We start from the raw sequence: 14,204 nt of genomic DNA, 5'->3' as shown, positions 1-14,204 counted from the left end.
TTGGCGGCCAATGCTTCTCAGAAGTAGCATATCCCCCCGGATTTCGCTATCCCGGGGGGATATGCCTACTTCTGCTGGTATCCTAGCGCGTTTAACACCGGAGTAGCCGTCGGCATCCCGAACCTTTCGGGCCTGGGGTCCCGATGGGGTGGCGAAATGCTATACCACCATGAACTAGGAGGGATTTTTTTCCGGTAAGAGGCACTTATCGGAATCGCAACCGGCAGGTCCTGCTTCAGCTAATTCACCGAGGTCATAACGCTGGAGGGCATTTTTAAAGTCATCGGTTTTGCGACGAACTAAGACCTCAGCGCTGAGGCGATCGTACTCCGCTTTATCAATGGGTTCAAAGGGGAGACGAGGGAAAGATTGGCGATCGTCAAAGCGAGCGAGTAAGGCGGCAGAAATGTAGCCTTCATCGTTTTGGATTGCTTCATAAATCCGAGTACCTAGGGTTTCAATTTCTGACTCCCGAACTTCCACCGTTGCCGAGGTGTTATGGGTGACATAGTGGCTTTGAACATTCATGTAGAAGTCCATTTGAGCCATCGCACTAAATTGACTAATATCAATTTCATCGGCACCGGGTAAATCGGCCCAACTGACGGCAATGGGAATTTCCACCAACCATTCAGAACAGCGCGGGTCAAACGGATCATTCAGGAGATTGCCCTTTTCATCCTTATCGGATTGGGAGGGAATGACACTGTAACCGTAGTCGATACAAGCCAAGGCAACCGGGTCGTTTTTACCGAAAGTAATTCGGCGAATAAATCGCTGGGCTTTAGGCGGATGCCACCCGGGAGATGCGCCGGTTAGTAAAGATTTGGTCCCTGATGGCTGAACGGTTGTGCAACGATTGGGACGGCGCAATCCGTGGCGATCGCAATAATCCCAGACTTTCTCATGAACAATGTCACGCCAGCGAGTCAAATAGGCTTCTTCTTGACGCTTAAATTCGATGCCTTCCGGGGTTGCGGGCCGTCCTTCAACCCACCAGCGCAACCAATCCACCCCAAAGGCATGAACAAAGAAATCAAACAATCCAGTAAAGGAAACGCCGACAATCGGATCGATTTCCCGGCTGTATTGATAGCGGGGTTCAACGAATTTATGATTCAGCAAAGTTGCCACGGATAAAGCACCGGCAGCAAAAGCATCTGCTTGTTCGCGATCGTTTTCGGGGTCAATTTGATTCAGATGAATCTCAGCTAAATTGCACTGCCCGGTGAGGGTTCCGCCGAACACACCTTTATGGAATTCAGGTTCGTTAAAGCAGAAGGTATCCTGGCGACCCTGAATGGGTACAATCTCCCGAATCACTTGCCATTTGCCTTTAGTGGTGGGGTGATGACCATCAGACGTATTAACACGCTGACAAGGAATTGCAGCACAATCGGTGATTTGCAGATACCACAAATCTTTGTTACGAATGCCGAGATTGGTGCTTTCACAGGCTCGGGATTGCAAGTTAATCGAGGAGCGAATCCCGCATTTGAGCAATAATAGATAGACCCGATAGGCGCGATTATAATCGGACAAATACAATCGAACGCCACCGCTGGACGTAGCGGAACCATCGGCATCAATTAAGCCTGCAATGAAGTGTAAAATCCCTTCCCGATTCCAGCTTGCCAAGGGTTCCAATGCTGTGGCATTGGCTTTTAAATCGCGGACTTGTTCGGGGTCGAATTGGCCTTGGAAACCCGTATAAAGCAAGCAAGGGGTTTCGGGATTTTCTGCGTAGTAACGCAATTTTCCTGAAGTCCGACCGGCAAGGGCCAATTCCGGATAGGTTTTGGCTCCATATAAGCGCAGTTGGAGTTGAGGCTTGCCATTAGATTGGCATAAAGAGCCATCCCCCACCAATTGTCCGAGGGTGTAAGCCCACAAGGGGTCTACAAATTTGCCATCTTGATAATCAATCTGGAATGGCTCAGTGTGCAGGGCATATTTGTGGGTGGAAAGATGCTCTTGCAGTTGGGCCGTGGTCATTTCCAGATAGGTTTTACCAAAGCGGTCCTTAACAAAGAAACGGTGTTTTTCTGTTACATCTAACCAGGTCCCATCAGCAAAAGAGACCCGATAAAGTTGGCGATCGCGCCCCGTCAACATCGGAGTGATACGACTCCACCGCTGACCATTCCAAATTTCCACCGATTGACCGACGAGCGATCGAATCGAGTGCATTCCATCTCGCGTCACCAGCATCGTATCGCCAGAAACACAATGAAAATCTGCACCAATAATTTCACCACATGGATTTAATCCTACTCGGGATAACCTATGCTCTAACTCGGGTTGAGAAATTTCTGGATAGCGATCGCCTATCCATTGCTTCCCTTTGCCCTCGTTATAGGCTTTCAGAAAATCCCGTTTAGACTCGCGATCGGGCATTAAATCGCAACTGGCTCGGGCAACGGCTTCACCAGCCCATTGAATGGCTCCTTCCCCAGAATAGTATTGTTGACGCACTGCATCAATACATTCCTGGAGGGTCGGTTTATGGTGAAAAACTCGGGTGTGATTGGACATTCTGAGTGCATCTCTTTCCGGGTCGATGCGCCAGTTTCCAGCCTCATCTTGTTGCCATAAATTCATCTTGGCATTAGCAAACAATTCATCATCGCTTGCTCCCTGCCTCATGCCTGCAGATCTTCTGATGTTGCCGGCCACTATTGTGCTCGCCGCTTCATCAATCAATAAGCAGCATTCGACTGAATTTAATTGGCGTCCATTTGCTTTATTTAAAATTAAAGCAACTCGCTGATAAAGGTCAGTTAATTTAACGGGATTAGCAACCCCTCCAAACCCTTTCAGCGGTTCTCCGGCTGGACGAATATCGCACAGATCCACGACAACTTCAACAGTTGAATTAAACCGCTCATCGGTGGAGAGTTCTAGCAGAGTTTGATAGGATTGCACCCACCCAATCCGGGAGTCTCCGACATTCATGAGGACCCGATCGCCATCGTAAGTCACCTCAGTTTCTTGGCGACGGCGATCGCTGGGGGTCAGGCCAATTTCACCTTGGAGGGTGATCTGAAGTCGGTTGCGAATCGGCGGCAACTGATTGATATATTGAGGTTCGAGGACTGCGCCAGTCCCACATCCCATCATCGCAAGGCCCATTAACAATCCAAAGGCTCGCCAATCGTGGATATTTGTCGAGGAACAGTTATAGGCCCCAGAAAAGTTTTCCGGGCGTTCGATCCAGTCGGTGCCCCCCACCCACAACCAGCGACCCGAGGAGAGGGTTTTGAGTTGTTTCTGCATCTGGGTGAGGAGTGCCACCTCGTCGGAGTTGAGATTACCGAGTTTCTCTAATCCAGCAATGGTGCGATCGCAGACTTGATCCCAAGTTTCGCGCCCATCATTCTGGCGGCGGCTGTAAGTCCTAAAAAACACCGGATTCGCTGCCGGTGCGGTTTCGGGAAAATCGCTGTGGTGGCGCGTGCGTTCCAATTCTCGAACCATAAGTCAATCTCTTCTCGTATCCGCATATAGCTGTAGATCAAGACTATACGCCATCTTAGATTTAGTGGTCAAAGGTTGTTAATTTTTAAGATTTGCGCTATGTCTAGGGCCAGGGGGGGATGTGGGGAGGATGGGGGAGATGGGGAGGATGGGGGAGATGGGGAGGAGAAATATTAACCTAAATGCGGAATGTGGATAGAATAAACCAAAGCCAGATTTCTGCGCGGGATTCTCCTGTTCCCGAAGGGGAGGCTTAATCAAGGAGAGGCGACGCAGAGGGACTGGTTCAATCTACATAAGGGGCATCACCGCCGAGAATCGCCATGATGTTTCAATCTGCTACGACGCACCAAAGCGCTGCCACGGGTTACGATACCCTCCTCGACGTTGAACTTCGCAAAGTTTTTAAGGTGTTTGAGGGGGAAACTGCGGTCCGGGGTGTCGATCTTGACATTAATCGAGGAGAATTTTTTAGTATCCTCGGTCCTTCCGGCTGTGGCAAAACGACCACCCTAAGATTGATCGGAGGGTTTGAGACGCCTTCTGCGGGAGAGGTCCTGATTCGGGGTAAGTCCATGAATCAGGTTCCGGCTTATCAGCGCCCGGTAAATACGGTGTTTCAGAGTTATGCGCTGTTCAATCATCAGTCTATTGCTGAAAATATTGCGTTTGGGTTGCGAATCAAACGCTGTGGAAAAAGTGAAATTGAGGAGCGAGTCAAAGAAGCGCTCAAATTGGTCAAAATGGAGTCTTACGCCAATCGCTATCCCTCTCAGCTCTCGGGAGGTCAACAGCAACGGGTGGCTCTGGCACGGGCGCTGGTGAATCGTCCAGCGGTTGTGTTGTTGGATGAACCGTTAGGGGCGTTGGACCTGAAGTTGAGGAAGCAGATGCAGGTTGAGTTATCGACGTTGCATCGAGAATTGGGGCTGACTTTTGTGATGGTGACTCATGACCAGGAGGAGGCCCTGTCTTTGTCGAACCGGATTGCTGTGATGCATGAGGGCAAGATTGAGCAAATCGGGAGCCCGAGTGAAATCTATGAGCGCCCCCGATCGCCGTTTGTGGCGGATTTTATTGGGGAAACCAATTTATTGCCGGGACGGATTGAAGGGAGCGATCGCACCTCTCTGGCAATTCGCACGGGGACGGGGCTCAAAATTGTGGTGGAACCAACGGAACCCTGGAGTGGTAACGCATCAGGGGCGATCGTCAGTGTTCGACCGGAAAAAATTAATTTGAGTCTCTATCCGCCAGAGGTGGAGGTCAACTGCTTTGAGGGACGGCTCAAAACGGTCATGTATTTGGGCACCCATGTTCAGTATGTGGTGGAACTGCTCTCGGGGGATGAAATGGCGGTCTTGCAACCGAATACGGGAACGAGCTTACCAGATCCTGAGACGCCGATCTATACCTACTGGCTTCCCACAGATTGTATTGCCTTGGCTGCGGCTTAGGCGACAACTGCCGGGGTGCTCTACGCCTTCACCTGTACCTGTGGATGCGATCGCTTGTTTGTACCATGTGGACGGACATTGATATGAATCGACGCAGTGTAAATCAATTTTTAGAGGAGATAGAATCCCACTGTCCCCAGAATGCCATTCTTACTTTTCTCGGCAGTGATGGAGAATCCTTCGTGGTTGACATCAAACGGGAGGGCAATCAGGTTAATTATGGGTATCAATGGGGGATCAAGGAATTGCTGATTAGCAAGTTGCTGTCTAAAACTGAGCCAGTCGCTTCCCTGATTCTCCGGTCGTTTTTACCCGAAATTGACGAACTCACCCATTTGCCGATAAAAGAACTCCGGGGGTATGTCCTGAAAGGTCACGGTTCTGAACTGGAATATGAAAAGCTCTCCCCCGAATTAATGTTTGCTTGTCAAAATACCGATGCGGAAACCGGGAATCCCCTCCCGTTAGAAACCTCGGTCCGGTATTGTTAATTAATCTGAATCTTGGTCATCACACCACCTTTTCAAAATAGTGCGGATTCCGAAACCCCAAAAATATAGAATGAGCAGTGCTACACCGACCCGCCGTCAGTTTTTACAACAGTCTGCGGCGGCACTTTCTGGTCTGGCGTTGTCTAGTTGTGGCTGGACCCTGGGTGGCCAACCGAGTCCAGAACTCGATGAGGATGCTGCCAATTTGGCGGTGGACTCAACTGCCTCTAATGAACTGTTTATCTACACTTGGGCTGACTATACCGATGCAGATTTGCTCGAAAGTTTTACCGAGCAAACGGGTATCCGAGTGATTGTCGATATTTACGACTCGAATGAGGCGATGTTGGCAAAGATGCAGGCAGGCGGGGGTAGTTCTTACAGTATTATCTATCCCTCAGATTATATGGTGGGACGGATGGTCCAACTGCAACTGCTTAGACCCTTGGAGCGATCGCGCCTGGAAGGACTAGATAACCTGTTTGAGAAGTTTCAAGACCCGGAATATGACCGGGAAAATCGCTACAGTGTCCCGTTTACCTGGGGGACAACTGGACTGATTTATAATTCGGCTAAACTCTCAACGCCACCCGATGATTGGGACTATCTCTGGACTCATCAGAGTGAGCTCTCTCGACGGCTAACTTTGATGAATGATGTCCGGGAGGTCATCGGTGCAGGACTGCGATCGCTCGGTTACTCCTATAATTCCACGGACTCCGCTCAACTTCATGCCGCTTATGAACACTTGGTCAATCTTAAGCCTGCTTTAGCCAATTTTACCACCGATGGCTGGCGAGATTTGATTTTGGCCGGGGATTTGGAGGTGGCAATGGGTTACTCCTTTGATGCTCTCTCCGTCTCGGACGAAAATCCAGACTTGGAATATGTAGTCCCCATGAGTGGCAGTTCATTATGGACTGATACGATGGTGATTCCCCGAAGTGCACCCAATGTTCAAGGCGCTTATGCTTGGATGAATTTTATGTTCCAACCCCGAGTGGCAGCGGATTTAATTGAACGACTCTATTTTGCCACCCCGAATCGCGCCGCTTATAATTTACTGTCCCAGGAACTCCGAGAAAATCCGACTTTATTTCCTCCCGAGTCGGTTTTAGAGCGGTGTCAAGGTATTCTCCCCCTCAGCACAGAAAAGGAAAAAGAATATGCTCGGTATTGGATTCGATTAAAGAGTGTTTAAATAGGTTGAAAATTCCATTCCCGGAAACGGGATGAAATGGGTTAAAATTCACCGAGTTTTTTGTCAAAAGTTCTAAATTTTTTCTCCTATTTTTCCCCTGAAACCATCCATCAATTCAAGATAAACTCAGTTTTTCGGTTAGCTCAGTTTTCCTGAGATTGAATCCGAAAAAGCTCTCAGTGAATCGCGATTGAACTTCTGGTTTATCCCCTTATTACTCCTCATAATGACTGTATCGCCCAGTAAGCCGAAAAACGAATCCAAAATCGGAAAACGCACCCTGCCGGAGTGGCTGGGACCCATAGCTTTACTCGGTCCTGCCGGAGTCTGGTTATTCCTATTGTTGGTCCTGCCAACGGTGGTGATTTTTCAACTGAGTTTAGTGCCGGGAATTCAACCCGGCGATCGCGTGATTCCCTCGGGACTGGATAATTTCTGTCTCGTCTTGGGATTTGAAAATTGCCGATTCGCGGACTTTGACCCAGTATTTCTCCAAACCATCGGGCGATCGCTCTTTTTTGCCACCGGCACAACCCTCATCTGTCTATTACTAGGCTTTCCCGTTGCCTATTGGTTAGCCGTGGATACCCCCAAACGCTGGCGAACTTTACTCTTACTCGCCTTCGTTTTACCCCTGTGGACTTCATCCCTGCTGCGTTCCTACGCCTGGAAAACCATTCTGCGTCCCACAGGTGTTCTCAACTCAGTCCTAGGGGTCGTGGGAATCCCTCCCTTAGATTTACTGCACCAAAGTTCTGCCGTATTCATCGGCATGAGTTACAGTTTTCTTCCCTACATGGTGTTAATTCTTTACGCATCATTAGAGAAACTCGATAAACGCTTATTAGAGGCAGCAGCAGATTTAGGGGCCAATCCCATTGAAGTGTTTTGGAAAGTAACCGTCCCCCAAACCTTATCGGGAATTGCTGCGGGTTCTTTGCTAGTCTTTATCAGTGGTTTAGGGGATTTTGTGAATCCTGAATTGCTCGGGGGGGCTTCCAGTATGACCGTTTCCCGGTTAATTTATGATCAATTTCTGGGAGTAGCACGAGACTGGGGATTTGGTTCGGCCCTGAGTATGGTATTAATTCTAGCGGTGAGTGTGGCGATCGCAGGATTAATTCGCTTTGGCGAAGCCACTCCTAAAAAATAACAGCTTTAACCCGTCCAAAGGGTGCATTGAAAAGTCTAGGTAATGCTTGCGTGGTGAAATTGCATGACAGAAACGAGGCTCAAACAGGAGGATATTCCGGTAGATATGTTAAAAAGCCAGAGTCGAATTAATATCTCTTGGCAGATAGCATTTGCCGGTTCCATGTTTTTTTTCATGTACCTCCCGATTTTGGTACTAGCATTTTACAGTTTTAATGAGTCTCGCTACAGTGCGAGATGGGAAGGATTTACCTTAAAATGGTATTTCACCCTATTTCAGGATGAAGCCATTTTAAAAGCCCTGAAAAATAGTTTAATTGTCGGGTTTTCGGCCATTATTATTGCAGCGATTGTCGGGACCTTAATGGCGGTTGGGCTATCCCGCTATCGATTTCGGGGGAAGAGTTTGTATTTGGGAGTGTCCTATCTGCCGCTGATTATTCCGGATATTGCGATCGCAGTTGCCACTCTAGTCTTTTTAGCTGCCGTCCAAATTAACCTCAGCATCTGGACGATTATCGCCGCCCATATTGTCTTCTGTCTGGCCTATATTGGATTAGTCGTTTCTACTCGCCTCAGCGACTTAGACCCACACCTAGAAGAAGCTGCCCTAGATTTAGGCGCGACTCCCATTCAGTCTTTTATCCAAGTATTACTCCCCCAATTGATGCCGGGAATTGTCTCCGGTTGTCTGTTAGCCTTTGTCCTGAGTTTGGATGATTTATTAATTGCTTCATTCACCTCCGGTGGCGGTGCGGTGACCCTGCCGATGGAAATTTTTGGGCGGATTAGAACCGGGGTGAAGCCGGATATTAATGCCTTGAGTGTGGTGTTGATTTTGACTTCCGGGGCGATCGCCTTCCTAGGAGAGTTCATCCGCTCTCGAAGTGACAAGAAGTAAACCCGAAAAAGCCTCAAAATTCATGGCAGAGTCATTTGGTCCTTGGTCCTTAGTCCTTGGTCCTTGGTGATTGGTCCTTGCTCAAATGACAAATGACAAATGACAAATGACAAATGACAAATGACAAATGACAAATGACAAATGACAAATAACAAATAACCTGAGTTTCAATCTGATGAGTGACTCTCTAGACCCCGCTAATTCTCAACCCAGTCCCCTCCCCACTAAGACTCCCACAGCACCAGACCCTGTAATGGATGCACCCTCCTGGGTAGATTTACGCCGTTATGATCAGTCATGGTTCGATCGCGGAAGATCCGGCGGGTTTATCTTGCTGTGGTGGTTGGTGCAAGGGGTCGCTTTCCCCTTGAGCCCTCATTTTGCCCACGGGTTTCGCCGGTGGTTGTTGCGGCGATTTGGTGCAGAAATTGGGACTGGGGTGCTGATTCGTCCCAGGGCAAGATTTACCTACCCTTGGAAAATCGCAATTGGGGACTACTCCTGGATTGGGGATGATGTGGTGTTATATAGTCTCGATCGCATTCGGATTGGGCAGCATTGCGTGATTTCCCAACGAAGCTACCTCTGTACCGGCAGTCATCGGATCGACGACCCTACCTTTAACCTGGAGACTGCACCTGTAGAAATTGGCAATGGGGTATGGGTTGCGGCAGACTGTTTTATCGCCCCTGGGGTAAAAATTGGCTCCAATGCGGCGATCGGTGCTCGCAGCAGTGTGTTTAGCAATATGCCCGAGGGTCAAATTTGCTTTGGCAGTCCCTGCCGTCCCCGGTATGCTCGCAAGGTGGAGGAAAACCCCGGTCCGAATCTTGTCTAAAACTGCCCTAAATCTACCTTTAGGGAACTCCAAAAAATAAAATATCCAAAAACCCCGCACCCTGAAGGGTGGGGCTACACGGACAAAGCCCGCCTGCGCGGGCTAATACAGTCTTGTTAGATGCTTAACCATCGGGATTTGGATGATTTATTTGTTGGAACACCTTTATACCAAATCTGGGTATCAGAAGTCGCTTTACTCTTTAGCCCGCGCAGGCGGGCTTCGTCCGCAAGTGCCCCACCCTTTAGGGTGCGGGTTTTTATAGACCTTTGACAACCGAATTCCGTATCAGAAGTCTTTACTCTTTAGCCCGCGCAGGCGGGCTTCGTCCGTATAGCCCCAGGCTTGAGCCTGCGGGTTTTGATAAACCTTTAAATACCCGATTCCGTCTTACTCATTCATGTTCCGATAAGTAGCAACGGCAGAGGGTGAAATGCGGTTCAAATAGCGGAAAATCCAGTATTTAAAAACCGTATCCAGGATGACGGGGAAGGTGGCAATAAATAGATAAATAAAGTCTCGACTTTCCGGCAGTCCCAGATGGCGCGAAATGCCTTCCAGGACGATTTCCCAGCCATGAGGAGAGTGGAATCCGACGAAAATATCGGTAAATAAGATAATGATGAAGGCTTTGGCACTGTCGCTTAAGCCATAAACGATATCATCAATAAAGGATTTAAGACTTTCAATTTCCCGGCGACTGTTATAAATAACTAAGCCAAAGGCAGCGAAGGAAAATAAATCAGAAAAAATATTTTTAATCGCATCACTACTGCGATAAGTGTAGCGTTTGGCAACTTCTAAGGCTTTGAGTTTGATTTGCTGTTGGACATCTTCTTCGGATAAATGTTGGGGAATTCTGCCGATAAATTTGAGTTCTTCTCGTTCGGGTCCTTCTAAATTTTCCAGTTGGGTGGCAAGGAGTTCCTCAAATTCAAGCATTTCATGGAATTGGGTTAATTCCATTAACGCTTCTTCTTTCATATCGACATTAAGAAAGATTTCCGCTTGGCTGCCGATGAGGCGATCGTAAATTGGACCTACGACAAAGTTTTTGGCAACTTGTTGGGTAAGGAGGGGAATTAAAATTAACAATAAAATAAATTTTAGGGAAACAATCGTCTTGGTTTTGGATAGGCGAAATTCTTGGACCACCTCATCTTCCGCTTTGGGGTCCAATTCGCGCTTGAGGCGATCGAGAGTTCTTAAAATTGAACGAGGTAAGAAGCTAGTTTGACCGGCAAGAGACCCTATTTCTTTGGTTTCCGGTTCCGGGTCAGAAGCGGGTTCTTCTAGGGCATAGGGTGGCTTTTTATTGCCCTTTAAACTGCGTGATTTTGGAACGTCTAAGGGGTAGGGAGGGGGGGATTCCGCTAGGGTGCGAGTCGTGGGAAGCGAGGAGGGAGTGGTTTGCACTCGGTTGCGGGTATATTTAGCGGTGACTTCATCAATAAAACTGAGTTTATCTAAAATCAAAGATTGAGAGGGTTCAGATAAACTGAACTCCGAGTTGGACAATCCATTATCCTCGGAAGAGACGACCCGAACCGGGATGGAATCATCAAAAGGTCGATCGCCTAATTTAGATTGTTTGTAAATCTCGACAAAAGAGCGACTATTTCTAAACTCTCTTAAACGCAGCTTGATAATACTTAAATTTCTTTTCAAGTCTGCTTCATGAACTGAAAAAACTGCCTGACCACAGCTAGAATTTTCCGGAGAAATCCGTTGACTATTAAAATATTTTTTTTCGATTTCCTGAATATTGACTGCCGCTTGATAGGCCAACTCCAGGGAGCGAGTTGGAGTTTCGATTAGCCATTGTTTAATGGAAGTAAAAAACCCGGTTTGATTAGAAGAATATTTGTGTTTTTTCATACCCCTTGTTTACTCGAACCAACCGAGTACAATTTGACTAAGACTGACTCGAACTATTCCTGCGAAAACTCTTTTGTTTCATCCAGTTCAGGCTGGTTTTCCTGGAATCCAAGCGGGAGTTTGCATCAAGCACGATGGTATTTGTAGACCCGAGAGTTCACCGATTTTTTTGCCGAGAGGCTTGGCGATCGCCCCAGTCTGTGCAACCCTTGAGGTACTATCCCCTCGGGCAAGCAATAATGAAACCAGAGACATCGCGCAAGTAACCGACAGTGGTGGTATGTTAACAAATTTGGTGGAGGATTAGGGGTGGGTAAAGCATCAATTTGGATTGTTGGATCGACCGGCAGTGGCAAGACAGGGCGTCTGGTTCAGGAGTTGTGCAACTGGGTTGACTCCAATGGCGACCCAAACACTCCTCCCCTGAATCGCCACCAGACTGCTGCTGTTGAATCCAACGCCAGGACAGGAGGAGGGGGAGGCAGGCAGAAACAGGAGTCGTTAATTTCTCAGACCATACCGCGATCGCCCAGGTTGGGACAAGATGAACCCCCATTGCTCGTCTTTGCCGCTACGGGAGACGATCGCATTCCCTTAACCGATCGCATCATCCATGCCACCTCCGGACGCTATCCCATTGACTCCACCACCCCCCTGGCCTTTTTCCAACGGGAAGTCCTACTATTTTGGCCCCTACTGATTCAACAACTCAATCTCAGGGCCGAATTTCCCCTGCGAGTACGCCCAGAAACTGAGCAAGAGTTAGCAACTCGCCTATGGAGAGATGAATTAGACTCCGGACGCTTGCGCCAAGAAGGAATCAGCGAATATCGCATGGTCCGCAGAACGTTGGACTTATTGCAACTGGCGGCATCCAGTGGCAGACGCCTCGAAGATGTTCCGGTAATTTTACAAGAAGGGATTGAGGACCCGACTGGAAATTTAGACCTCTGGAACTGCATGGGGGAAGTATTGCTCAAATGGCGCAGGTGGTGTCTCCAACGGGGTTTACTCACCTACGGGATTATCACCGAGTTGTATTGGCGGCATTTACTCCCGAATCCCACCTACCAGGATCAGTTAATCCCTCGCTATCCCGCAGTCTTTGCCGATGATGTGGATGAATATCCCAAAATTGTCCGGGATTTGTTTGAGGTCCTACTGGATGCGGGAATTCCCGGGGTCTTTACCTACAATCCCAAGGGGTCTGTGCGTCAGGGATTAGGGGCGGATCCGGATTATCTGGAAGGGTTAGCATTCCGTTGTCACCCACAGCAGTTAGATTCGGTTAGCGGATTGGCGGGAAGGTTAGGAAAAATGGCCCTCCAGGTAATGGCAGACCCGACGGTGTATTTAGAGGAAATGGAGTTGGAGGAATTGTCCCTGCCGGTGGCGTCAATTCAAACCACCGCCCGATCGCAACTGTTGCGAGAAACCGGGGAGGCGATCGCTGATGCAGTCCATACCGGCAAGGTTAAACCCTCAGAAATTGCCGTAATCGCCCCCGGTTTAGATGCGATCGCCCGCTATAGTCTCCAGTCCATCCTCACCAGCAAAGGAATTCCCGTCCAATCCCTCAACGAACAACGTCCCCTCGCCACCGTCCCCGTGATTCGCGCCTTACTCACCCTTTTAGCCCTCGTGTATCCCGGTCTGGGACGCCTCGTAGACCGGGATAGCGTCGCTGAAATGCTCGTCGTCCTCAGTCGTCGTCCCGACTGGGAATCCCTAAAAGAGACCGAGGAAGGCCCGAATCTCCTTCATCCGGCCTCCTTTTTGATTGACCCAGTACGCGCTGGATTATTGGTGGATCATTGCTATTCTCCTGCCACAGAACAGCCGAAATTGTTGCCTGTGACAGCATTTCCGCGCTGGGACCGATTGGGATATCGGGCAACCCGGGTTTATCAGGAGATTTTGGACTGGATTGAAGAGAGGCGATCGCAGCTAACCAGTCCCATCGCCTTGCTAAACTCGGCCATTCAAGAGTTTTTAGGCCGTTCTAGTAGTTTACCTGGAGACCAAATTGCCTCCCTGCGCGAGTTAATGGAAACCGCCCAACATTATTGGGAGGTGGATGCAAGGTTGCGCCGTTGTGGGGAACAGGATGCGCCGGATTATGTCACCGTGGGTCAATTTATCCAACTGCTTCGCAAAGGCACGATTACTGCTAATCCCTTCCCAGTGAGTGCCTTCGCTGCCAAACCCGATTGTGTCACTTTGGCGACGATTTTCCAATATCGGGCGGCGCGACAGTTTCACCGTTGGCATTTTTGGTTAGATATTGGTTCACCGTTATGGTCCCGTGGGGGTGCTGCGAGTCTGTTTGCTGCGCCGTTATTCTTACAAAGTTGGTCCGGTGACCCTTGGACTCAGGAGGAGGCAATTCGCAATGATGAGGAACGATTGCAGCGGATTGTCTTGGATTTATTGGGACGGGTGGGCGATCGCCTGATTCTCTGTCACAGCGATTTAGCCACCAATGGTCAAGAACAAACTGGGCCTTTATTATCAGTCTTAAATGCTTGGGTCCCCTTAGAGGAATAGGTTTCTCTTCTCCGGTGTTCGTAGTAACGACTTCAGTCGTTTCCGGGTTTCTTGGAGTAAGGAAAATAAATATTCCCCGTTTGTAGTAACGACTTCAGTCGTTTCCGGGTTTCTGGGGGGGAAAGAGAACGACTGAAGTCGTTACTACGAACACCGGAGAAGAGAACGACTGAAGTCGTTACTACGAACACCGGAGAAGAGAACGACTGAAGTCGTTACTACGAACACCGGAGAAGAGAACGACTGAAGTCGTTACTACGAA

At 48.8% G+C, this 14,204-nt stretch carries 10 protein-coding genes; 7 read left to right on the top strand and 3 right to left on the bottom strand.

The window, feature by feature from the left end:
- Positions 1-174 precede the first annotated feature (174 nt).
- Entirely contained in the window at positions 175-3,477 is a 3,303-nt protein-coding gene (nrdJ, locus tag NG833_RS23690; RefSeq protein WP_254567735.1) for a ribonucleoside-triphosphate reductase, adenosylcobalamin-dependent, read from the bottom strand.
- 326 nt (positions 3,478-3,803) lie between these two features.
- Here nrdJ and NG833_RS23685 point away from each other — a divergent pair, with 326 nt between their 5' ends.
- The 6 genes from NG833_RS23685 to hpsU all read left to right on the top strand — a co-directional run bounded on the left by NG833_RS23685 (position 3,804) and on the right by hpsU (position 9,517).
- Complete coding sequence (locus NG833_RS23685; RefSeq protein ID WP_254567759.1) at positions 3,804-4,934, top strand: ABC transporter ATP-binding protein; 1,131 nt, start codon at positions 3,804-3,806, stop codon at positions 4,932-4,934.
- 65 nt (positions 4,935-4,999) lie between these two features.
- Entirely contained in the window at positions 5,000-5,425 is a 426-nt protein-coding gene (locus tag NG833_RS23680) for a hypothetical protein (RefSeq protein ID WP_254567734.1), read from the top strand.
- Between the two features lie 70 nt (positions 5,426-5,495).
- The gene (locus NG833_RS23675; RefSeq protein ID WP_254567733.1) at positions 5,496-6,626 is read left to right on the top strand and encodes a PotD/PotF family extracellular solute-binding protein; all 1,131 of its coding nucleotides are present in this window, start codon (positions 5,496-5,498) and stop codon (positions 6,624-6,626) included.
- 226 nt (positions 6,627-6,852) lie between these two features.
- Positions 6,853-7,779, top strand: a complete 927-nt coding sequence (locus NG833_RS23670) for an ABC transporter permease (RefSeq protein WP_254567732.1) — start codon at positions 6,853-6,855, stop codon at positions 7,777-7,779.
- Positions 7,780-7,842: 63 nt separating this feature from the next.
- Positions 7,843-8,679, top strand: coding sequence for an ABC transporter permease (locus NG833_RS23665; protein WP_254567731.1), 837 nt, complete (start codon positions 7,843-7,845; stop codon positions 8,677-8,679).
- A gap of 253 nt (positions 8,680-8,932) precedes the next feature.
- Complete coding sequence (gene hpsU / locus NG833_RS23660; RefSeq protein ID WP_375293942.1) at positions 8,933-9,517, top strand: hormogonium polysaccharide biosynthesis acetyltransferase HpsU; 585 nt, start codon at positions 8,933-8,935, stop codon at positions 9,515-9,517.
- A 390-nt stretch (positions 9,518-9,907) separates the two neighbouring features.
- On the opposite strand, the gene NG833_RS23655 is transcribed toward hpsU, so the two are convergent.
- The gene (locus tag NG833_RS23655) at positions 9,908-11,395 is read right to left on the bottom strand and encodes a proton extrusion protein PcxA (protein WP_254567729.1); all 1,488 of its coding nucleotides are present in this window, start codon (positions 11,393-11,395) and stop codon (positions 9,908-9,910) included.
- Between the two features lie 87 nt (positions 11,396-11,482).
- A complete protein-coding gene (locus NG833_RS23650) occupies positions 11,483-11,650 on the bottom strand; it encodes a hypothetical protein (RefSeq protein ID WP_254567728.1) in 168 nt (55 codons plus the stop codon).
- A 54-nt stretch (positions 11,651-11,704) separates the two neighbouring features.
- On the opposite strand from NG833_RS23650, the gene NG833_RS23645 reads away from it, so the two are divergent.
- Positions 11,705-13,942 (top strand): recombinase family protein, encoded by a 2,238-nt coding sequence (locus tag NG833_RS23645; RefSeq protein ID WP_254567727.1) that lies wholly within the window; start codon positions 11,705-11,707, stop codon positions 13,940-13,942.
- Positions 13,943-14,204: the final 262 nt, after the last annotated feature.

The organism is Oscillatoria sp. HE19RPO (assembly GCF_024220515.1).
In the GTDB taxonomy this organism is placed as follows: Bacteria; Cyanobacteriota; Cyanobacteriia; order Cyanobacteriales; family Laspinemataceae; genus Laspinema.
Note: the sequence above shows the minus strand (reverse complement) of the source record. Positions and strands in the feature narration are given on the sequence as shown.

Coding starts and splice junctions, on each gene's coding strand:
- hpsU (WP_375293942.1), top strand. CDS start 8,933: ATGGATGCACCCTCCTGGGTAGATTTACGCCGTTATGATCAGTCATGG.
- NG833_RS23665 (WP_254567731.1), top strand. CDS start 7,843: ATGACAGAAACGAGGCTCAAACAGGAGGATATTCCGGTAGATATGTTA.
- nrdJ (WP_254567735.1), bottom strand. CDS start 3,477: ATGGTTCGAGAATTGGAACGCACGCGCCACCACAGCGATTTTCCCGAA.
- NG833_RS23685 (WP_254567759.1), top strand. CDS start 3,804: ATGTTTCAATCTGCTACGACGCACCAAAGCGCTGCCACGGGTTACGAT.
- NG833_RS23680 (WP_254567734.1), top strand. CDS start 5,000: ATGTGGACGGACATTGATATGAATCGACGCAGTGTAAATCAATTTTTA.
- NG833_RS23655 (WP_254567729.1), bottom strand. CDS start 11,395: ATGAAAAAACACAAATATTCTTCTAATCAAACCGGGTTTTTTACTTCC.
- NG833_RS23670 (WP_254567732.1), top strand. CDS start 6,853: ATGACTGTATCGCCCAGTAAGCCGAAAAACGAATCCAAAATCGGAAAA.
- NG833_RS23675 (WP_254567733.1), top strand. CDS start 5,496: ATGAGCAGTGCTACACCGACCCGCCGTCAGTTTTTACAACAGTCTGCG.
- NG833_RS23650 (WP_254567728.1), bottom strand. CDS start 11,650: ATGTCTCTGGTTTCATTATTGCTTGCCCGAGGGGATAGTACCTCAAGG.